We start from the raw sequence: 21,907 nt of genomic DNA, 5'->3' as shown, positions 1-21,907 counted from the left end.
CATGCCATAAGGAGTAGGAGATGATATCGTTTGGCAAGTGAAAATATTGTGATCAAAGGCGCACGTGCACACAATCTGAAAAATATCGACGTCACGATACCGCGTGACAAGTTCGTCGTTCTTACGGGGCTTAGCGGCTCGGGCAAATCCTCTCTCGCATTCGATACGATTTATGCCGAGGGTCAGCGACGTTACGTGGAATCCTTGTCCGCTTATGCACGCCAGTTCCTCGGACAGATGGAGAAACCGGATGTCGATTCCATTGAAGGCCTATCGCCGGCGATATCAATTGACCAGAAAACGACGAGCCGCAACCCGCGCTCTACGGTAGGTACCGTAACGGAAATCTATGATTATCTGCGTCTGCTGTTTGCCCGGGTGGGACACCCGCACTGTCCGGAGCATGGCGTGGAGATTACCTCCCAGACGGTCGAGCAAATGGTAGACCGCATCATGCAGTATCCCGAGAAGACGAGACTGCAAATTCTCGCGCCGGTCATTTCCGGGCGCAAGGGCGAGCATAAGAACCTGTTCGCCGATATTGCGAAACAGGGCTTCGTTCGGGTGCGCGTCGATGGAGAGCTGCGCGATCTATCGGAAAGTATCGAACTTGAGAAGAACAAAAAGCATACGATCGAGGTGGTTGTGGACCGGATCGTAGTTAAGGAAGATATAGAGGCACGTCTGGCCGATTCGATCGAGACCGCACTGAACCTGTCAGGCGGCCAGCTTCTGGTCGATATCATGGGTCAGGAGGAGCTGCGGTTCAGCTCCAACTTTGCTTGTCCGATCTGCGGCTTCAGCATGGAAGAGCTGACCCCGAGAATGTTCTCCTTCAATACGCCTTTCGGCGCTTGTCCGGATTGCGACGGACTTGGCGTCGAGATGATTGTGGATCCGGAGCTGCTTGTACCGGATACGAGCAAAAGCGTGGAGGAAGGCGCCTTTGCTGCATGGAGCGGGGGCACGTCGACTTATTATCCGCAGTTTCTCAAATCGGTCTGCGCGCATTTCGGCATTCCGCTGGACAAGCCGGTCAGTACCTTTAGTCAGGAACAGATGAATAAACTGTTGTACGGCACGGGCAATGAGAAGGTTCACTTCCGTTATGAGAATGACTTCGGTCAGCGCAAGGAAGCGCATGTGACCTTCGAGGGCATCATTCCGAATCTGGAACGTCGCTATCGCGATACCAGTTCCGAGGGTATTCGCGAATACATCGAAGGATATATGAGCAGCAAGCCATGCGATGTTTGTAAAGGTCATCGTCTCCGGAAGGAAAGCCTGGCGGTTACGATCAATGACCGCAACATGGCCTATGTCACCAGCCTGTCGATCGGAGAATCCCTGAAATTCTTCGATCACCTGGAGCTTAGCGAGAAAGAAAAGCAGATTGCCAATCTCATTCTGAAGGAGATTCACAGCCGTTTGGGCTTCCTGGTCAATGTAGGCCTGGATTACCTGACTCTCAGTCGTTCGGCGGGAACGCTGTCGGGTGGGGAAGCTCAGCGGATCCGGTTAGCTACGCAGATCGGCTCCAGCCTGATGGGCGTTCTTTACATTCTGGACGAGCCCAGCATCGGGCTGCATCAGCGGGATAATGACCGCCTGATTTCGACGCTGGAGCATATGCGGAATCTGGGCAATACGCTCATTGTGGTCGAGCATGACGAAGACACCATGATGGCCGCGGACTATATCATCGACATCGGCCCAGGCGCAGGCATTCATGGCGGCCAGGTCATCGCGGAGGGAACCCCGAAGGAGATTATGAACGACCCTAACTCTCTGACGGGCCAGTACCTGAGCGGCCGCAAGTTCATTCCGGTCAGCAGCAAGCGCCGCAAGACCGATGGACGCTGGCTCGAGATTAAAGGTGCGAAAGAGAACAATTTGAAGAATATCAACGTGAAAATTCCGATTGGCGTCTTTACGGCGGTAACCGGTGTGTCCGGTTCAGGCAAGTCGACACTGGTCAACGAGATCCTCTACAAGACGCTCGCTCGTGACTTGAACAGAGCCAAAGTCCGTCCGGGGCAATACCGCGAGATGAAGGGTCTGGAGCATATCGAGAAGGTCATTGACATCGACCAGTCACCGATTGGCCGTACGCCTCGCTCCAACCCGGCGACCTACACGGGCGTCTTCGACGATATCCGGGATATCTATTCCCAGACGAATGAAGCGAAGATTCGTGGATACAAGAAGGGCCGCTTCAGCTTTAACGTGAAGGGCGGTCGCTGCGAGGCCTGCCGTGGAGACGGCATTATCAAGATTGAGATGCATTTCCTGCCGGATATCTACGTGCCTTGCGAAGTGTGTAAGGGCAAGCGTTACAACCGCGAAACGCTGGAAGTTAAATATAAAGGCAAGAACATCGCTGAAGTCCTGGAGATGACGGTGGAGAATGCAACGGACTTCTTCCAGAACATTCCGAAGATTCACCGTAAGATGCAAACGCTGATGGATGTGGGCTTGGGTTATATAACGCTGGGTCAGCCTGCCACCACGCTGTCCGGTGGTGAAGCGCAGCGCGTGAAGCTGGCTTCCGAGCTGTATCGCCGCAGCACAGGCAAAACGATGTATATTCTGGATGAACCGACCACCGGCCTGCATGTGGACGATATCGACCGTCTGCTCGTTGTCCTTCATCGCCTGGTGGAATCCGGGGAATCCGTCCTTGTCATTGAGCACAATCTGGATGTCATTAAGACAGCAGACTATCTAATCGACCTGGGTCCGGAAGGCGGCAGCGGCGGTGGTACCATTATCGCTACCGGAACGCCTGAGGATTTGGTGAAGGTACCCGAGTCTTATACAGGGAAGTACCTGAAGCCAATCCTGGAACGCGATACGAAGCGAACTAAGGAATTGCACAAGGTGGAAGCGGCACGTTAATAGCTGCTCCCTTGCTTCTGCAAGGGAGACCGCATGAATTGGCAGTGTCTTAGACGAATCTGTTCCATGCTGGAAGTGAACTGTGAAGCACACACCTTATTGCATTTCATATTCAGCAGATGAACAAGGTTAGCGTAATAATGGAGTCCCCCGTGCATGAATGGGGGCTCTTTTTTTATTTTCATATCATCCTCCAATATCTTCGCATTCCAGGATATGGTATGATCTTGATGATTGCGAAAAATTGGAGGGATTGTATGAAGAGGATCACCTGTTCCGTTCTGATAGCTCTGGCAGCAAGTGCTTTATACATAAACTCATCCGATAGCGTTCAAGCAGATGATGGTATACCCATACCCGTCTCAGATAGGGGGCGCTTCGATTCACAGGAAGTCATTCACAGGTTAACCGAAGGAGAACTCCAGCCTGCTGACGGTAGAGCGGATCTCCATTCGAAAGTGGGCATCAGCCGGCAGGATTTTGTCATAATGATTGTCAATGCTCTAAACCTGAGCGCGGCTGAACCGCCGGAAGTGGCTACCTTCAAGGATGTACCTAACGATCACTATGCTTTCTCCGCCATCGAAGGTGCGGTTCATGCAGGGCTGGTGAAAGGGGTAGGGAACGGTAGGTTTGGAGTTGGACAATCGCTGACACGTCAGGATATGGCTGTGCTGTATCAAAGAGCTCTGCAAGGGATTACTGATAATGAAAACTCGGACGAGGAAGCCAAGCAGCTGGAGTTATATGAGGGCTCCTTCAGCCCTTATGCTAGGGAAGCTATCGAACTGGCCATGGAGTTAGGCCTCTTTCAGGAATCCGCGGCCGGTGCTTGGAATCCCAAGGGCATCGTTACTCAGGAAGAAGCGGCTTTGCTTACCGTGAAGTGGTTGAAAGCCGTGGAGCACATCAGCTCCAATACTGCGGAGGATGAGGTAGAGACACTACCAGAAAGTTCTCACCCGGTAATCCATGGTATTGTAACCTCATCATCGGGATCAACATCCACAACGCCTTCCGTTCCCGGAACAGCACAGTCCCATGCGGGGACAGAGAACTTGGCATCTCAGCCGGATTTGCCGACAACGGCACCAACTGCTCCGACGGATCTGAAGTTCCGATATGAGAAGGGGCAGATTCAATTAACCTGGACAGAGCGGCAAGGGGAAACCTACAATATCTATTTCAGCGAGAAGTCCGGGACGGGTTATACATTATTGTCAGACGGAGCGAATGTGGAGACAGGCAGTTACGCAACATCCGATGTGCGTTTTCAGGAGACGGCTTACTATGTGGTCGAGGCAGTGAACAGTTTCGGCAAGAGTGGTTATTCTAACGAAGTTTCGAGCCGTCCGAATAAAATATCCGGTCTTCAGGCCATCCTAAATGAGGAAGATGAATCCATTGGTTTAACCTGGACAGATGTGCAGGAAGGCGTAATCTATCATGTATACTACATAGGGCCTGACGGAGTACTGTATCGTTTGAATGAGGAGCCGTTAGTGAGCCGTTCCTATCTTATTCCGAACCGCAATATGTTAGTAGGTCCGTCCGGCCGGTATGCGATCCATGTCGTTGCTGTGAACGAATTGAATGTAAGCAGTGAACCGTCCACCGAGGTTGCGCTGGAGGTCAAGAAGGACCCAGAGGATCGGATTACGATCACAGATCCTTCCGTCGCGCTGCCAAGTGAAGACTTGGAGGAGGAAACGGCAGTAGAGCAGGAATCGACTCCTGAGGAGTATGAGGCACAGTAGTGAACGTTTCTCGTCCTGACCGGAGTCACTTGGATAGTCGAAGCAGCCTATGCCTGTATCCATTACGCAAGCTTGATTTAACCTCTGCCGTGATGAAAGTCATGCTAATATCTGAAAATTTGGTTAAAAATGAGAAAATTCTATGACTTTTTTTGATTTTTAGGGGCGGAGGGCTTGCATCTGGACGGGCACATGGATAACATAGAAGAAGATATGTAAATTTGCCCGAGAAGAAACCCACGAGGAGGTACGTTTCATGATCCTTGCAGCAGCATCGGATGCGAGCGCGACATTTAAGACATTTGATATTTTCATGATCCTGTTTACGATTCTGATCTTTGTTGGTGTGGTTCGCTTGTTGATGGCCCGCCAAAAAAATAAATTCGCAATCGCTTTCGGTCTCGTCAGCTTATTTGTGTTCTTGTACTCTGACTATGCCATGATTACAGGATGGTTTAACAATTAGGTTGTCTTAAGTACCTTATTTAAAGCGGCTTCATATGACGAATGTAATGAAATACATACAAACAAGACGCCCGTCTGCTGTTCGCAGTGTGGAGGCGTCTTTTTGTTTCTTCGGGGAAAAGTTACACGGTCCGCAGGAAAACCGTAAAAGAAATAGGTCTAGAAGCAATGGCTACAAATGGAAAAACATGATAAATTGAGGAGTACAGGTTGGTTGGGTAGAGGATGGAACCGGGGGAGGAACAAAAGAATTGAAGAATATACAATGGCAAAAACGATCGACGGCTTTACTGCTGGGGGCCATCATTATGGCAGGAAGCGGGAATGCGGTTATGCATACAGACGTTGCGGCTGCAGCAAGCGCTAAGCCCAAGAGTACATATGAACAACATGCGGTGCCTCAGGTTATCAGCCGGATGTCGCCATCGGTTGTTGGCATTATCGGAAAGGCAGCACAAGGAAGCAGCGAAGTGGATGACAGATACAACCTGGCGCACGGTACAGGGGTGATCTGGAAGTCAGACGGCTGGATCGTCACCAACGCTCATGTAGTGGACGGGCTTACCGGAATCACGGTCGTGACGTCAGACGGCAAATCCTATAAAGCCAAGGGCGTATACAGCGATCCTATGAGTGATATTGCCTTAGTCAAAATAAACGCCAAGTCTCTGAAGCCGGCCAAATTTGCCGCATCCGCGCAAAATGCGCTGGTTGGAGAAACGGTGGTTGCCATTGGTACGCCAATCTCTTTCTCGTTACGAAACTCGGCATCCGTAGGTGTGGTAAGCGGCCTGAACCGGAGCGTCGACGGCTCTTATCGCCTGATTCAAACCGATACCGCCATTAACCCGGGCAACAGCGGAGGGCCGCTTGTCAATCTGAAAGGCGAGGTCATTGGCATCAATAGCAAGAAGTTTGCCGCCGTTGGCATTGAAAATATGGGCTTTTCTATTCCTGCGGAAACGGTTCATTATATTGTGGATCATTTATTGGAATACGGCGAGGTTCGAAGAGCCAGCCTTGGGTTGGAACTGGAAGAAAGCTGGTCCGCCATTGTGGGTCTGCCTTCAGACGATCCATTGACCGTTACGAAGGTGCTGTCCGAGCAAGCCCGAAAAGCTGGAATCCAAGAAGATGACGTGTTATATGCAATTAACGGAAAGCGCATCTATTCCGTCGTGGATATCAACGAACGGTTAAAGCCCTTCATCCCAGGCCAGCAGGTTCAGCTGCTGATGCAGCGGGATGGAGATATTGTAAATGTAAAACTGACGCTCAGCCAGGATGGTAATCAAGCTGCTTCGTCAAGCGTTGGGGAGGCCGAGTAATGGTGAAGAGAGTAAGAACGGAGTCAAGCCAGCGTTTGCGGCAGATGACAGCTGGTACCTTATCGGCTTTGATGCTATTCACGTCATTATCCCTTCCCGTATGGGGAGATGACGTTGTGCCGGAGAAGCGTATCCTGACCGTGCAAAGCGGCAGCAGCTCAGCTTCGGTCAATGGCACCTCCTATACGATTGCCAAGCCGCAGCTGAAGCAGGGCGTATTGATGGTGCCGCTGGGCGTGTTTAAAAAAGCGTTTGGCAGCGAGATCAAGCTGGAGGGCGAGGACCGGGTTCGACTGCTGCAAGGACCGCATACGGTTGTGCTCGTTATCGACAACAAGACTGCCTGGATTGATGGGAAAAAGGTACAGCTGCCGGTAGAACCGACGATGGTGTCCGGAACGCTGATGGTACCGCTGCGTCCGGTTGCCGCGGGGATTGGAGCCAAGGTAAGCTCCGCCCAAGGCAAGCTGTCCATCAGCCTCATGGTCACGGATAAGGAAGAGAAGCATGACGAGGGCGAGATTAACAATACGACCGGGAAGACTCGAATCGGAAATAGCTATTATGAATGGAGTATGAATTATCCTTCCTGGATGATCGTTGGGAGAGGAACGGACGACGAGAGCGGTGCGGCTTTCAACGATGCTACGGGCCGCTATTATCTTGAGGTTCATGCCTCCTCCCAGAAAGTAAAGCTGAGTCCTGACGATCTGTTAGAACGGCTCCTGAAAGAACTGAGCGATTCCGGAGATGTTGTTCTTCACCAAGAGACAGTCGCAAGCGGAGCTGTACCGTATGCCAGAGTCATTTCCCGCGATATCGACGGCGTCCTATGGGAAGGCCGGCAGTATTATGCCAATGACCGTGTCTATGAGCTGTATTTTGCCGATGCAGAAGCGGTTCACTATAAAGATATGGACAAGCACGCGAGCCTGCTGGGTTCTTTTAGAACGACCTATCAGGCGGAGGACAAATCATTAAAAGACGTCTCTTCCATCGTAGGTGGGCTCCGCGAAGCAGGAAATGAAGAATACGGCATATGGTTTGGCATTCCTGCAGGCTGGGAAATCAATAACAAGGATATGTTATACGGTAGCGAAGGGGAAGGTTATCTGTCCGTCTCGGTGACATCCGTGCCGACAGGGGTTGAGGGCACGCTCGCAGCTTGGGGGCAGCGGCTTAAAGACTGGCTGTCGGAATCCTTCGTCCAGGATTCATACGAATACGTCGGACTTACGCCGGTGGAGATCTCGGGCGTCAAAGGGCAGATTCAAGAGGTTCGGTACAACTTCGGAGATAAATGGGTGACGGAATATGAAGTGATGATCCAGAAGAACGGTTACCGTTATTATCTGGAATATGCGGTACCGGATGGCCAAGAGAAGACGGCTGCCAACTGGAAGAAGGTGCTGGAATCGATCGAGATCGATTATGATGTGGTACCTGAGAACTTCGGCCGCATTGGCGAAGAAGGCTACCTGACCGATAAAACCAAGATGCGGAGCAAGAACTCCGAAACGTACCGCTATCATATCGACATTCCAAAGTACTGGGAACCGCTGAATGATCAGTTTGAGCAGGGAACGGTCGAATATGGATTTGCCGGAGGCGGGTTTGAAATTAATGCTCAGAAGGATACATCCGCAGACTTCATCGTCAGCAACCTGAAGCGTTATTATAATGAAGCCAGCACGGCTTCAGGGACGACGGTGAAATTGCTTGGCGAGGATAAGATCACGTTTGCCGGTGTGCCTGCCGTGTCGTTCAAGGTGCATCAGGTGAAGAACGGCGTTGGCTTTACCACCCAGGAGATTGTCTTTGAAAGCGGAAATATCGCGTACACGATTACGACAACGTTGAATGATGCTAATGCTACGGACATGCAGCAAGCCGCTTTGGAGCGTGCGCTTTCCTCGTTTGAGCTGGTGAAGTAGTCCGAAGGATGGAATATAAAACGCATATCACATTTTAGTGGGCAATCATATTTTTGATAACGCGGATAGCTGTCCTGCTGCATCCATAGGGGTGCCGGCAGGCAGCTATTTTGGTTTATAAGGAGGACGGTCGATTCTCCCCCGATAATATAGAACATATGTGCCGTTTATGCGACCTGGTATGGTAAAATTAAATCGTGAGAGCAATGGATATGTAATTAAACCGGCTTACAGAAGAGGGAATAAGCGGATGAAAAAAACGATAGGCATGTTCGCCCATGTGGATGCAGGCAAAACCACGTTGGCGGAGCAGTTGTTATATATGACCGATACGATTCAGGAGCGCGGTCGCGTGGATCATCAGAGTGCTTTTCTTGATCGACATGACATTGAAAAGGAACGGGGCATCACCGTATTTGCCGATCAGGCTACCATGCATTTTAACGGGTCCACTTATTATTTAATCGATACGCCGGGTCACGTCGACTTCTCGCCGGAGATGGAGCGGGCCATTCAGGTCATGGACGCCGTCGTCGTCGTCATAAGTGCCGTGGAGGGTGTTGAAGGGCATACGGAGACGGTATGGCAGTTATTGCGCAAACATGGCGTCCCTACGTTCTTGTTTATTAATAAAATCGACCGGGAAGGCGCGGATGTGGCGCGTGTGTTTGCAGAGATTCGGAGTGAGCTTACCGAAGACGTCTGTATGATCACAGAGGAGGATATGCTGCACGAAGGCGTGATGCAGTCCTCGGTCATTGAGGCTATCGCGGAGCGGGACGAGAAGCTGCTGGAGCTGTATATGGAACCGGGATATGAGGTTTCACGGTGGCTGGATACGATGACCGCGATGATAAGAAAAGGGCAGCTATTCCCCTGCTTCGGCGGATCAGCTCTGCAAAACGTGGGCGTGTCCCATTTCTTGCATCAGCTGGATCTGCTGACGGTTACGGACTATGATCCCGGGGCTGATTTTGCCGGAACGGTATATAAGATTCGCCATGACGAACAGGGCGCAAGATTGACCTATATCAAGGCCACGGGCGGAACGCTGCGGGTTCGCGACGAAATGACTTATTTCTCCGGAACGGAGACGATCACGGAGAAGGTAACGCATATCCGTTTGATCAGCGGGGGGCGCGTGACGAATGTCGATCAGGTGCATGCGGGTGATCTGTTTGTCGTTACGGGTATTTCTTCAGCTTCGGCAGGGGATGGGCTTGGGACTCTGGGGGGTGGCCGGACGGTATATGAGCTTGTACCGACACTGAAGTCGAAGGTGCAATTCGAGTCCTCGATTCATCCCAAGGATATGCTTCGCGAATTCCGTCTGCTCGATGCGGAGGATCCTTCCCTGTCTGTACAGTGGGATGAGCATGCTCAGGCAATCCATATCCATGTGATGGGGATCATTCAGCTTGAAGTGTTGGAACGCATCGTGCTCGAGCGGTTCGGTTACCGGATCACCTTCGGTGAACCAGAGATTCTGTATAAAGAGACCATAACGGAAGCCGTTGTAGGCTGTGGTCATTTTGAACCGTTGAAGCATTATGCGGAGGTGCACCTCCGGCTGGAGCCTGGAGAGCGGAACAGCGGCATCGTGTTCGCCAATGCCTGTCATCCTGATGTGCTCCCGGTCAATTATCAGCATCTGGTCGCCCAGCATGTCGGCGAGAGGAATCATCACGGGCTGCTTACAGGCTCACCCGTCACGGACATCAAGATTACCCTGCTAAAAGGGCGGGCGCACAACAAACATACGCATGGCGGGGATTTCAGGGAAGCCACCTACCGTGCGTTGCGCCAAGGGCTGGAGAAGGCAGCCAATATGCTCTTGGAGCCTTACTATCACTTCAAGGTAAAGGTGGATGCCGAGTATGTCGGTCGGTTGATGTCGGATCTGACCCAGGCGAAGGCAAGCTTCGAGCCGCCGGAAACGGCGGGAAACAAAGTGACGGTCACGGGATCGGCTCCCGTATCGACCATGATGAGTTACAGCATGGAATTAGCCGCCTACACGAAGGGAAGAGGTACGATATCCCTGGTTTACGGCGGATATGGCCGGTGCCATAACGAGGCCGAGGTCATTGAACGTAAAGGATACGATAAAAATGCGGACCCGGAATACAGCTCCTCTTCGATATTTTGTGCGAAGGGAAGCGGTTATGCGGTGCCATGGGATGAAGCGGACCGTCATATGCATGTGTAATTGATGGGATGCTGCGGAAGCGATTGGTGGTTAGGCAAGATGTCTCGCGGTCGTGAGGTATTCGTTGGATTTAACATCGTTCGTGACAAGTGAATGGTGCAGGAATGAATCGAATGATGTGTAGCGAGGCAGTATGCTGCGAAGGCAATCATGCGTAACGAAGCCGTTACCAATAGGATTAAATATCAATGACATTAATTATGTAATGGAGTATATAGACAATCGGGCGATTATGAGTTAACGATGTTGGACTATATAAGCCCACCCGATGATTCAATTTAAATCCGTAATGAAGTACGCACGCGTGATTTGAATACATCATGCGTGCGCATCGTAAAGAGATTTTATGAAGAGAGCGATCCTTTTTCAACAGGCTGCTGTCGCGTTGGCCGCATTGTCCAATAAGTAATGGCGGTCGTAATCAGCATTAACACACCAGTCATCAAGAATACCGAATGGATGTTAAAGATGCCGCTGATCATGCCGCCCGCGAGTGGTCCGGCCATCCCGCCAATTTGGTTGGCTGTCTGGTTGAGGCTAAACGCACGCCCGCGGAATTTGCTTGGCGTATGTTTGACAACTAGGCCGTTGAGTGCCGGGAATACGGCACAGAAGAAGGCGCCATAAACAAAGCGGATGGCCGAGAATGCCCAAATGTTGCTGAACAGGATTTGGGCGAGCGATCCGATACCGCCGGCGAGCAGACCGATCAGCAGCACCTTTTGGAACCCGATTTTGTCGGATAAGCGTCCCCAGCGGGCCGCAAACAGGATGCTGGCGATCCCGACGATGGAGAACACAAAGCCGGCAATCATCGAGGTATGTGATGAAGAGCCGCCGATTTGAGCGATATACAGCGGCAGTACGGGCTCGATCGTCATGACGGAGAACTGCGTCAGCACCGTAAGCATAAGCACGGTCATCAGCGCCTTGTTATGTCCGGCGACCTTAAACGTGTTTATGACGGAGACGCGCTCTTTGCTGGGTACGAATTTCTCTTCCTTGACCCAGAATATGACAAGCAGCGTGGCTGCGAAGCACAGCATCCCTGCCAATCCGAATGCCATCCGGTTGCTGAACAGGGAGGCCAGGGTGCCTCCGATCATCGGGCCCATTATGCCGCCGGTTGCGGTGGCCGTGGACATCATGGAGAGTGCGTAGCCGACCTTTTTCTCGGGGGTATTGGTGCCTACAATGGCGATTGCACCCGGGATAAAGCCGGAGAGAAGGCCTTGCAACAGGCGGAGAATCAGCACCTGATACTCATTCGTGACGAATGCCATCAGAATATAGATGACAAAGAGCACCAGCCCCGCGCGGATAATCATCGGTTTGCGTCCATATTTATCCCCGACGGCTCCCCAGAAGGGAGAGGACAAGGCGCCCGCAAAAAAAGCGGAACTGAACAGCAGTCCCGACCACATTTCCGTATGCTTGGTAACGCCGAGCTCAATCAGAAAAAGCGGGAGAAATGGTATGACCATCGAGAAGCTTGATGAAACGATAAATGAGCCGAACCATAGTATCCATAAATTCTTTTTCCAGCTTTCCATGTCTTCTTCATCTCCTGATGTGCGATTTGTTGTAATCCTTCGAGCTTCGCCTCCTGTCTTTTTAAATGGGGTAATGATGTATGTATTACATTTTCAGAGATAGCAAAAGTATAAACTTCGAGACTGGAGTCCTTGTTCGCCGAGAAGCTGCAGGAGTTCCTGCAGGAGAATCCGTCGGTTTACCGTCGGATCTTGGAGAAGGCGCTGTGTTATCTCGAAAGAAAAACTTCCTCTACATGCGGTCTGTCATCTGTGAAAGTACGTCGATAGACGTTTTTCTGTAGAGATAAGAAAGTTGTTCATGTATACATTGTGACGCCCCAGCATCGGGAGGCCGGATTCGGATAAAGCAAAACGCCCCCCTAATTTGGCAAACTGGAATGAACCAGACTGCTTGCGCTAAAGCGAAAGGCGTGCAACTTCATCCTACACCACAAGTTTTGGATTGGGAAGAGGTGGGGAACGGGGGTAGAGCGGTCGGCGGCTCTTTTGGAGATGGGTTGGAACCGCCGGGTTATCGCATAAATAAAGGGCTTTCAGGATTCCATAAGACGTGGATACAATATCGTAAAAATTATTTTTTTAGGGAGATCTTATATGAGAGAAACGCTGAAGGATCTATATTCAAATACGTTGTTCCAGCAAGTGACCGACCGGTTGAAGGAGGTTTATCCGGCATTCGATTCGAACCGGTTCATGGAGCTGATTCATAATGAAGCCTGGGGACAGGAGGAGTTCAAGCAGCGCATCCGGCATATTACGCTGGCCTTAACGGACACGCTGCCTGCTTCTTACCCGGAAGCCGTTCAGATTCTGAAACAGGTAGCCCCGCATTTTAGAGGCGTGGAATATGTGTTCTTTCCGGATTACGTAGAGATTAATGGGATGGAGGATCTGGAGACCTCGATGGAGGCTTTGGCGGTATTCACGCATTCATCCACGGCGGAGTTTGCGGTTCGGCCTTTTATCATCCAGGATCAGGAACGGATGCTGGCTCAGATGATGACATGGGCACAGTCCGATGACGAGCATCTGCGCCGGTTGGCGAGTGAAGGCTGCAGACCGCGCCTGCCTTGGGCGCCGCAGCTGCCGGCCCTGATTAAAGATCCGCGTCCGGCGCTGCCAATCCTGGAACAGTTGAAAGAGGATCCTTCCTTATATGTTAGAAAAAGCGTCGCCAATCACTTGAACGATATCTCCAAGGATCATCCGGAGCTTGTGCTTGAGATCGCCGCCAAATGGTATGGCAAACACCCGCTAACGGATTGGATCGTACGGCATGCGCTGCGTTCGCTCCTGCGGAAGGGGGATATCCGGGCACTGGCCATTTTCGGGTATGAGGAGCTTGAAGAGCTGGAGGGACTTGAGGTGCGCGAGCTTCGCATCAAACGTTCTGTGATCGCGATGGGCGATGATCTGGAGTTCGCTTTTCAGGTGGTCAACGAAACCGGCCATCCGATGGCGCTCCGCATCGATTATGAGATCGATTATATGAAGGCAAGCGGCAAGCTTGCGCCGAAACGTTATAAATGCTCGGACAAGATCTATGCGCCCGGAAGCTGGAAGGTCGAGAAGAAGCAGTCGTTTAAACCGATCTCCACGCGTCGTTTCTATTCGGGTGATCACCGTCTTCACATTGTTGTGAATGGCAAGCGGTTAGCGAGCATGGATTTTGTGCTGGAGGGTGCGGAGTAAGAGTAGGGGGCATGGTGCAGGACGATGTCTGGCAAACTTGGGGGCAGGTCGTGCGCTGGCAAACCTGTGATGAAATCCTGGAACCAGTTGACGGATTGGGGCGATTCCGTTCTAAAGTTTTGTACATCGTGCGCACTTCTCCCCTATGCGCACGATATGTGGTTTGGAGCATGCTTGGATGGCTGTCGACCGCTGAGATGTTAAGGAGGTTCTGACTAAAGGATTTTGCAATCCCAATGCGGTATCCCTGGTATAAGGTGAGGGAAGGGAATCTCCTTAGGCAAAGAAAAGAGTTAAGAGCACTAGCCCCGCAAGGTGATCATGCGCCAGTAGCAGTCGCTGCGGAAGATGTGAGGCAAGCCTTCCGATGGGAGGGCTTGTTTGTTTTTCTTTTAAAGCGTTATGGCTATGAAAATATAAGAGGGCATTAGATCATCACAGGGAGTTTTAGCGTTCGCTCCCCCACCGAACTAGACAATGAACCGCAGGCAAGCGAAGCAGAGTGCTATGCGGATTATGGCAACACTATCAAAAGTGTGGAAATCAAGTTAGCAGGTAGAAGAGAAGCCGGACTTTTGGTAAACTAGATAAGTTGAAAAGCTTTCAGAGTGTTTACAAAGTCAATTGATATAGATGTCGGAAGCCTGTTCTATGAAAATAGAGTATGGCTTGCAGGTTTCAATGAAAGAATAGTAGTACACAGCACGCCGGCTTGAACCGGCCTGGGAGGATATAGATGGACACGAAAGCACTACGAAGAGAAGACGTGGAGCTGCTGGCACCGGCAGGGGATTGGGATTGCATGCGGGCTGCGGTGGCTAATGGGGCGGACGCGATCTTTTTTGGGGTCGAGAAATTTAATGCGCGCGCACGGGCGAACAATTTCCGGATGGACGAGCTGTCCGAGATTATGGCCTTCTTGCACAGTTATGGGGTTAAGGGGTTCCTGACCTTCAATATTTTGGTGTTCGAGAACGAACTGGAGGATGCCAAGGAGCTGATCGATGCCTGCGTAGATGCAGGCGTGGACGCGGTGATTGTACAGGATTTGGGTCTGGTGAAAATGATTCGCGAGATTTCCCCGGATTTCCCGATCCATGGTTCTACGCAAATGACGATTACGTCGCCGGAGGCCGTTGAGTTCACGAAGCCGTTCAATATGGAACGTGTCGTACTGGGACGCGAGAACAATCTGAAGCAAATCCAGAAGATCGGGGAGCAGGCGAAGCTCCCAATGGAAGTATTCGTGCATGGTGCATTGTGCGTGTCATACTCGGGCCAATGCCTGACTTCCGAAATGTGGGGCGGTCGTTCCGCCAACCGCGGGGAGTGCGCGCAGGCCTGCCGTCTGCCGTACGATCTGATCGTGGATGGAGAGCAGAAACCAATGGGCGACGTCGCCTACTTGCTCTCACCGAAAGATCTGGCGGCGATCGATCTGATGCCGGAGCTGATTGAAGCGGGCGTGACCTCGTTCAAGATTGAGGGCCGGTTGAAGAGCCCGGAATACGTGGCTAACGTTGTGAGCAAGTATCGGAAGGCGATCGACCGGTATTTTGACGGCGAGGATGCAAGACCGAGCAAGGAAGAGGTGCGCGAGCTGCAGCAGAGCTTCTCCCGCGGCTTCACGCATGGCTTCCTGGATGGAACGAACAATAAAAAGCTGGTCGAGGGTACGTTCCCGAAAAGCCGCGGCGTGTACCTCGGTCGGGTAGAGCAAATTCTGCGTGACGGTGTCGTCTGCAAGCTGGATGCGCCACTGAAGCGCGGGGACGGTATCGTATTCGATGCCGGCGACCCAACGAAAAAAGAAGAAGGCGGACGAGTCTACGACGTACGCCGCAAAGGCGTCAAGCTGGAGGGCGAAGCGCAGGAAGGCTGGATCGTGGATATCGTTCCGGGCCGGAGCGACGTGGACCTGCGCAAGCTGCATGTCGGCGACCGGATCTGGAAGACCAACGATCCTGCGCTGGATAAGCGCCTCCGTCAGACGTACGAGTCGGAGAAGCCGTACCGGGTATTCCCGGTACATGTGCGGGTCAGCGGCCGTCCCGGACAGCCGCTGTCGACCTGGTGGACCGATGTGCAGAAGGGCACGACGGTCCAGGTGGATTCGGAGCTGGAACTGGAGATTGCCCAGAAGCGGCCGCTGAGCCAGGAGATCCTGGAGGAGCAGCTTGGCCGCCTGGGCGGAACGGTGTTCCAGCTGGAGGCACTTGACGTCGACCTGTACGGCGACGTCATTGTGCCGATTCGCGAGCTCAACAGCATCCGCCGCCGTGCGGTGGAGCTGCTCGCTGGCGAGCGGCCAAAGCCGCCCGTGTACGTGAAACGGGCGGTGTCGGTGTATGGCGATGCGGCTGTGCCCGCAGCGCCCGTGGCTCGCGGTGAGGCGAAGCTCACCGCGCTGTGCCGCAGCCTCCCGCAGGTTGAGGCTGCGCTTGCGGCCGGCGTCGAGATGATCTACGCCGACTTCGAGTTCATCAAGCAGTTCCCGGCAGCGGTGGAAGCCGTGCGTGCAGCCGGCAAGCAGATTGCGCTGGCAACGCCGCGCATTCACATGCCGGGCGAGAACGGCTACCACAACAACATCCTGCGCCTCCAGCCGGACGCCGTGCTGGTGCGCAACACCGGTGCGCTGTATTTCTACCTGCGCCACCGGATGGAGAACCCGGGGGCGAAGCATCCCCGGTTGATCGGCGACTTCTCCCTGAACATTGCCAACCACAAGGCTGTTGACCTGTTCCTCGAAGCCGGATGCGACACCGTCACGCCTTCCTATGATCTGAACATCCAGCAGATGGTGGATCTTCTTGGCAAGGCGGACACGTCCAAGCTGGAGATCGTCATCCATCAGCATCTGCCGATGTTCCATACGGAGCACTGCGTGTACTGTACGTTCCTCAGCGAAGGAACGGACTTCACGAACTGCGGTCGTCCGTGCGAAGAGAGCCGCGTGTCCCTGCAGGACCGGATCGGCATGTCCCACCCGGTACGGGTCGACGAAGGCTGCCGGAACACGGTATACAATGCCATCGAGCAATCCGGTGCCGAGTACCTGGCCAACTTCATGGAGCTGGGCGTATCCAGCTACCGCGTGGAGTTCCTCGAGGAAACGCCGGAGCAAGTCCACGAGGTCATCGACCTCTACAACCGCGCCCTGCGCGGCGAGATCAGCGGAACCCAGGTGTGGAAGAAGCTGAAGGCGACCAACCAGCTTGGCGTTACGCGGGGGCAGTTGGTGAAGTAAGGAAGCAGCACGCGTATTGCGTATATACTGAGCTAATATGAGGGAGTGATGCCAAGTTAGGCATCACTCCTTTTTGCGTCGGAACGCTTCGTTTCAGCTCGTTCATGGCGGTGCTTGGATCGGTAATGGAATAGAAACCCGACGTTCGGCTCGACGATCCACCCGAAGCCGCGTTTGATCCAGGACGAGGATAGCAGCCAGGTTATGACTGCGCCGAGCAGAATCAGCAGCAGCTTGCCTCCCGTGGACCGGAAAGCTTCGAACCAGCCCAGATGCTGCATCGTTTTGACGATGAACCCGTGAAGCAAAAAGACGTACATGGTATTAACCCCACGGTCCGTGAAAGGCGTATCCGACCTCGGAATGAGGGAGAGGACGCATAGTCCCATGATGACGGTGAAGGCGTAGGTGATCATACGGTAAAAGCCTGCATACCATGAATCCAAGCCAAACTCCAGGTAAGGCATCGCCCCGTAGAACCAGTTAGTTGGCAAGATCGGCGATATGACGTACAACAGGACAAATCCGGCGGAGAGCAGGATGATCGATAGCAGTTGAAATGGCCGGGCCTTGATGGCATCCAGCCATTCCCTTTTGAAAACATATCCGATGAGAAAAAAGGGCAGGAAGTACAGCGTGCGCGAAATGCTCGCGTAATAGTCGACATCGATCGAGTACCCGAGCATGATGGACATCGCGAAACAGACGACGAGCGGGTATTTGAGCATCAGCAGGTACGGCAGAAGCATTTTCCACAGCATCATGCTGAACAGGAACCACAGGATCCAGTTGGGGTAAAAGTACGTGAAATCGAGCCGATCCAAGCCTTGCATGTAATAGTCGAACAGGGTATAAAGCGTCTCGAATATGAAATACGGCACGACCAGTCCCGACAGCAGGCCGACGTATTGTTTGGGGGATTGAATGCATTTGGCAAAATAACCGGCCGCAAAAATAAACAGCGGCATATGAAACGAGTAAATGAACTGATAAATCGCTCCCATTGCTGCTTCGCCGTTAAACGGCTCGATGAGATGCCCCACGACCACCAACAGGATCAGTATGAATTTGAGGTTATCGAAATAGGCGTCTCTCTCTTTCATCAGTAACCAGCTCCTTTGGCTTTTTGGTCCATCGAAGTTTCGTACTAGTATATCGGAGGAGTCTTGGCTATTTCCATGGATAAAACTGGGAGGCGTCATTTCCAGTTATCGGCCCCACCTTGAAAAAGCCACATCAAAACCGATAAGGTGAAGAGAAAGGTAACACCGCCTAAGCGGCTAAAGCACGGACAATGAACTCCCTGCCTTTGACAAAAACCGATTTTAATCGATGGGTTGGCCGGACTCATGGTACAATGTCATCAATATGTTGAGACTTACGGGAATGGAGAAGATAGGATGAACATTCGTAAAGCGATCATACCTGCCGCTGGACTTGGTACACGGTTCCTGCCAGCCACGAAAGCGATGCCGAAAGAGATGCTTCCCATTGTGGACAAGCCGACCATACAATACATCATCGAGGAAGCGGTCGCTTCCGGCATCGAGGACATTATTATTGTGACGGGTAAGGGGAAGCGGGCGATTGAGGATCATTTTGATTCTTCATTTGAGCTGGAACATAACCTAGCAGAGAAAGGGAAATGGAACCTCCTCGAAGAAGTTCGCAAGCCCTCCAACATGGCAGATATTCATTATATCCGTCAAAAGGAGCCTAAGGGGCTGGGTCATGCCATCTGGTGCGCACGAAAATTCATTGGGGACGAGCCGTTTGCCGTGCTGCTAGGCGACGATATCGTGGAGTCAGAGGTCCCTTGCCTAAAGCAGATGATGAAGGTATATGATACCTATCAATCTACTATTGTGGGCGTACAGCCTGTATCATGGGACGAAGTGGACCGTTATGGGATCGTAGATGGGCTACAGAAATCAACTAGAATCTATGAATCCTCGAGATTAGTAGAGAAACCGTCTCGTGCGGAGGCACCATCCAACCTGGCCATCATGGGCCGTTACATTTTGCCGCCGGATATTTTCGACATGCTGGAGAATCAGGAGGTAGGGAAGAACGGCGAGATACAACTGACAGATGCTCTCTCCACCTTAGCTCATCACAGCCCGATCTATGCTTATCACTTTGACGGAATACGTCATGATGTCGGCGAGAAGTTGGGATTTATTGAAACCAGTATTCATTATGCATTGCAACGGGAAGATTTGAGAGAGGATTTGATTGCTTATTTAAGCGGGGTTTTGGCGAAAGTTCGGTAAAAGCGATTTTATACACATAAGAAAAAAAAGGGGGCAGTTGGGTAGAAGATTTCTACCACGAACTGCCTCCTTTTTAATTAGAATTGAAGATTAGCAAGTTGTTGAACATTGTCCTTCGCATTCGGATCAACTTGGGTTAGTTTCCCCATAAGGGCATCATCACTCAAGTTTTGTTTTTGTAATGCTGCCAGATACCAACGTACAATCTCCTGTTGGGTTGTCTGCGAGAGATCTTCTTGTATGCCAAGCTTAAGTGCTTCGGCTGCTTGCTCCGGTTGATTCATCATGAAGTACATTTTGCCTGTATGGAGGATCATGTCGGGTGTGTTTTCAAATGAGCGCCCTTGCAATTGTCCTTCCGGTAATGTAGCCAAATGCTGAATACCTGTCTGAACCTTGGCAAATGCTTCGGTTGCTTGCTTGAAGTACTTGTCTTTCGTTGCTGCGTCTCCAGCTCCAAGTGCCTTCATCCCTAGATCATAACCCTTATTGATAATCTGTTCGGACCAGCTAATGTCCCATTTAAATTTATAGGCATTGTTGATAAGTACTTCATAGGCTTGCTCCGGTTGCTGTTTCATTTCGTAACTTTCAATTAATCGACGTAGCATAGATTTGTTATAAGGTTCAGATTTTAACGCTTTATTAAGTAAATCAACAGATGCGTTATAAAAATTTTCATCTTGATTTTGCCTATATATAGTCTGATAGAGAGACACGGTTAACAGTACCGAGTCGGGATGGCTCGGGCGTATGCTCAAGTCTTTATCAAGGGGAGCCTTAATTTCCTCAAATGAAGAGCTGACCTGTACGATTCTGCCTGCTTCCATTCCAGAGTCGGCGGCTTGTACATACCGGATAGATGTAATCATGACAAGAATACCGCAAAGTCCGACGATTGCACTAAATACACTTCTGGCAGTTGAATCTTTGAGGCTCCATTTCTTCACTGGTTTATTATCCATTACAGCTGCCATTCCGCCAAGTCCCAGAAATACTAGGATTCCCATGAACACGTAACTCATGTTAAAGTCCAAAATACTATGAATCAAAATGGAAAGGACGATGATGAGATAAAGGAAGTGACTATTACGTTCGCCTTCATTTCCTTTGATATAACCGCGAATATACTTGTAGAAAATATACAGGATAAACGACATGAATATCACAAATCCGACAATTCCGACCTCGATCAAGTACTGCAAAAAGAAGTTATGCGCTTGACGGCTTGTGTATGGGTTGTTTTGATACTGCTCATAGAGTGAAGCCCATGCTCCGCCTCCGGCTCCGATGATCGGATAGTCTGCCAGAACCTTCATAGCGTCTTTATAGAATGTAAAGCGTTCCAGAACACTATGCTGATTAAAGTTAATATTTTCGAGTCGGACGCTGATGTTTTGCGGTAGTATATTTTTCAATCCAGTACCGATGAATAGGAAAATTAGGAAGCCTCCAATGGCAACGGAACCGAGTGGAATCCATAAGCTGGAGTTTTTTTTAGCTGACCAATTGCCTAAAGACCGTTCAAGTTTGGGAGCAATGAAGTTTTGTATAGCCCATCCGAGAAGTCCTACAATCGCGGACGTACCAAGCAAGATTCCCCAGGCCTTAAGGGCATCACTGCTGCTAAAGGTTTCATTTAATTTCAACCCTAACTCTGTTACCGGTTTGGAAATGATCAGTGAAGACACGCCTGCTATACCGCAGTACAGGATCCACAATAATTGCTTAGCTGGCTTCAGGAATAGGAGTAACAAGACAAACACAACAGGTAACATCACCAGACCGCCCCGAGACAACGTCAAGAGCAGTGATACGATGATGGGTACCAGCATGAAGCTATGAAAGGCTTGACCGTACCATTTTCGAGAAGTCGTAACGAAAAAGACTGCCGCGAAAAGGAATGCCATGAGAAAAGCGGCATAAGTATTCGCGTACTGGAACACCGAAGTCAGACGCAGACCGTTAGAGTCAGTCATGACGGCATGGGTATACGTGCCGTTTAAAACGGTATTGGAAAACCATTTCGCAATGGCGCCCGCTGTCTTGCCTTGGCCAAACCAGTTGAGTAAGCCGAATCCCACGATCAGATAAGAAACCGTCATAATCGTGATTTGAATCATTCGATTCCCCAAATTCTCGCGTAACACATATAATCCGATGATAAACATTATGGCGTAAATACAATTGATGATGACCATATTCATGGCAAGAACATGGGAGGCGGCGCTAATGAGTGAGAGTATGTAAGTTAGGGGGAGTAAAAGTACACCCACGGCCAGCCAATCTTTTTGATCTTTTAATTGGATGCTTTTATAAGAATGAGCAATCCAGAGAAATAGTAGTAGACAAGCCAAGATAGCTGCCCAGAAAATCGGTTTCTCAAATACTAACATTTGTCCGTTAAATAGAGCTGTTTGGAAAGGTGTCCAAGCTAGGAACAGAATAATTCCTGAAATCAACACCCAAAATAAAGCCGAACTCGTTTCAGCTTTCCTCGACGAGGCGACCTTTTTACCGTATACTGGATTCGACAACGTAATTA

The 21,907-nt window shown here is 51.1% G+C and carries 12 protein-coding genes; 9 read left to right on the top strand and 3 right to left on the bottom strand.

Going from position 1 to position 21,907, the window contains the following annotated elements:
- The first annotated feature begins 30 nt into the window (after positions 1 to 30).
- The 6 genes from uvrA (at position 31) to M4D81_RS31245 (ending at position 10,591) form a co-directional block, all read left to right on the top strand.
- A complete protein-coding gene (gene uvrA, locus M4D81_RS31270; RefSeq protein WP_260069275.1) occupies positions 31 to 2,898 on the top strand; it encodes an excinuclease ABC subunit UvrA in 2,868 nt (955 codons plus the stop codon).
- A 257-nt stretch (positions 2,899 to 3,155) separates the two neighbouring features.
- Entirely contained in the window at positions 3,156 to 4,655 is a 1,500-nt protein-coding gene (locus M4D81_RS31265) for an S-layer homology domain-containing protein (protein WP_260069274.1), read from the top strand.
- Between the two features lie 256 nt (positions 4,656 to 4,911).
- Positions 4,912 to 5,121 carry a hypothetical protein gene (locus M4D81_RS31260; protein ID WP_071219760.1) on the top strand — a complete coding sequence of 70 codons (210 nt, stop codon included), beginning with the start codon at positions 4,912 to 4,914 and terminating at the stop codon, positions 5,119 to 5,121.
- Positions 5,122 to 5,371: 250 nt separating this feature from the next.
- Positions 5,372 to 6,448 (top strand): S1C family serine protease, encoded by a 1,077-nt coding sequence (locus tag M4D81_RS31255; protein ID WP_260069273.1) that lies wholly within the window; start codon positions 5,372 to 5,374, stop codon positions 6,446 to 6,448.
- Positions 6,448 to 8,382, top strand: coding sequence for a copper amine oxidase N-terminal domain-containing protein (locus M4D81_RS31250; protein ID WP_260069272.1), 1,935 nt, complete (start codon positions 6,448 to 6,450; stop codon positions 8,380 to 8,382). Before M4D81_RS31255 ends, M4D81_RS31250 begins: the two co-directional genes overlap by 1 nt.
- Before the next feature lie 250 nt (positions 8,383 to 8,632).
- Entirely contained in the window at positions 8,633 to 10,591 is a 1,959-nt protein-coding gene (locus M4D81_RS31245; RefSeq protein WP_260069271.1) for a GTP-binding protein, read from the top strand.
- A gap of 344 nt (positions 10,592 to 10,935) precedes the next feature.
- Here the strand turns inward: M4D81_RS31245 and M4D81_RS31240 are convergent, their stop codons facing one another.
- Positions 10,936 to 12,144: an MFS transporter gene (locus tag M4D81_RS31240; protein WP_260069270.1), complete on the bottom strand. Its 1,209-nt coding sequence runs from the start codon at positions 12,142 to 12,144 to the stop codon at positions 10,936 to 10,938.
- Positions 12,145 to 12,741: 597 nt separating this feature from the next.
- Between M4D81_RS31240 and M4D81_RS31235 the strand changes: the two genes are divergently transcribed.
- Together M4D81_RS31235 and M4D81_RS31230 are read left to right on the top strand one after the other, a co-directional pair.
- On the top strand, positions 12,742 to 13,839 hold the full coding sequence (locus tag M4D81_RS31235; RefSeq protein WP_260069269.1) for a DNA alkylation repair protein: 1,098 nt from the start codon (positions 12,742 to 12,744) through the stop codon (positions 13,837 to 13,839).
- A 736-nt stretch (positions 13,840 to 14,575) separates the two neighbouring features.
- Positions 14,576 to 17,089 (top strand): U32 family peptidase, encoded by a 2,514-nt coding sequence (locus tag M4D81_RS31230; protein ID WP_260069268.1) that lies wholly within the window; start codon positions 14,576 to 14,578, stop codon positions 17,087 to 17,089.
- 56 nt (positions 17,090 to 17,145) lie between these two features.
- Here M4D81_RS31230 and M4D81_RS31225 read toward each other — a convergent pair whose 3' ends face one another.
- Positions 17,146 to 18,192: an acyltransferase family protein gene (locus M4D81_RS31225; RefSeq protein WP_260069267.1), complete on the bottom strand. Its 1,047-nt coding sequence runs from the start codon at positions 18,190 to 18,192 to the stop codon at positions 17,146 to 17,148.
- A gap of 297 nt (positions 18,193 to 18,489) precedes the next feature.
- Here M4D81_RS31225 and galU point away from each other — a divergent pair, with 297 nt between their 5' ends.
- On the top strand, positions 18,490 to 19,362 hold the full coding sequence (galU, locus tag M4D81_RS31220) for a UTP--glucose-1-phosphate uridylyltransferase GalU (protein ID WP_260069266.1): 873 nt from the start codon (positions 18,490 to 18,492) through the stop codon (positions 19,360 to 19,362).
- Positions 19,363 to 19,439: 77 nt separating this feature from the next.
- Here galU and M4D81_RS31215 read toward each other — a convergent pair whose 3' ends face one another.
- Positions 19,440 to 21,899 carry an O-antigen ligase family protein gene (locus tag M4D81_RS31215; protein ID WP_260069265.1) on the bottom strand — a complete coding sequence of 820 codons (2,460 nt, stop codon included), beginning with the start codon at positions 21,897 to 21,899 and terminating at the stop codon, positions 19,440 to 19,442.
- Positions 21,900 to 21,907 lie beyond the last annotated feature (8 nt).

This window comes from Paenibacillus sp. p3-SID867 (assembly GCF_025142895.1).
Taxonomy (GTDB): domain Bacteria; phylum Bacillota; class Bacilli; order Paenibacillales; family Paenibacillaceae; genus Paenibacillus_AQ.
This window is presented reverse-complemented; position numbering and strand designations above follow the sequence as displayed.

What these genes read in the sequence shown, in the direction of transcription:
- M4D81_RS31265 (WP_260069274.1), top strand. Translation starts at nt 3,156, where the DNA reads ATGAAGAGGATCACCTGTTCCGTTCTGATAGCTCTGGCAGCAAGTGCT.
- M4D81_RS31260 (WP_071219760.1), top strand. Translation starts at nt 4,912, where the DNA reads ATGATCCTTGCAGCAGCATCGGATGCGAGCGCGACATTTAAGACATTT.
- M4D81_RS31250 (WP_260069272.1), top strand. Translation starts at nt 6,448, where the DNA reads ATGGTGAAGAGAGTAAGAACGGAGTCAAGCCAGCGTTTGCGGCAGATG.
- M4D81_RS31245 (WP_260069271.1), top strand. Translation starts at nt 8,633, where the DNA reads ATGAAAAAAACGATAGGCATGTTCGCCCATGTGGATGCAGGCAAAACC.
- M4D81_RS31240 (WP_260069270.1), bottom strand. Translation starts at nt 12,144, where the DNA reads ATGGAAAGCTGGAAAAAGAATTTATGGATACTATGGTTCGGCTCATTT.
- M4D81_RS31235 (WP_260069269.1), top strand. Translation starts at nt 12,742, where the DNA reads ATGAGAGAAACGCTGAAGGATCTATATTCAAATACGTTGTTCCAGCAA.
- M4D81_RS31230 (WP_260069268.1), top strand. Translation starts at nt 14,576, where the DNA reads ATGGACACGAAAGCACTACGAAGAGAAGACGTGGAGCTGCTGGCACCG.
- M4D81_RS31225 (WP_260069267.1), bottom strand. Translation starts at nt 18,192, where the DNA reads ATGAAAGAGAGAGACGCCTATTTCGATAACCTCAAATTCATACTGATC.
- galU (WP_260069266.1), top strand. Translation starts at nt 18,490, where the DNA reads ATGAACATTCGTAAAGCGATCATACCTGCCGCTGGACTTGGTACACGG.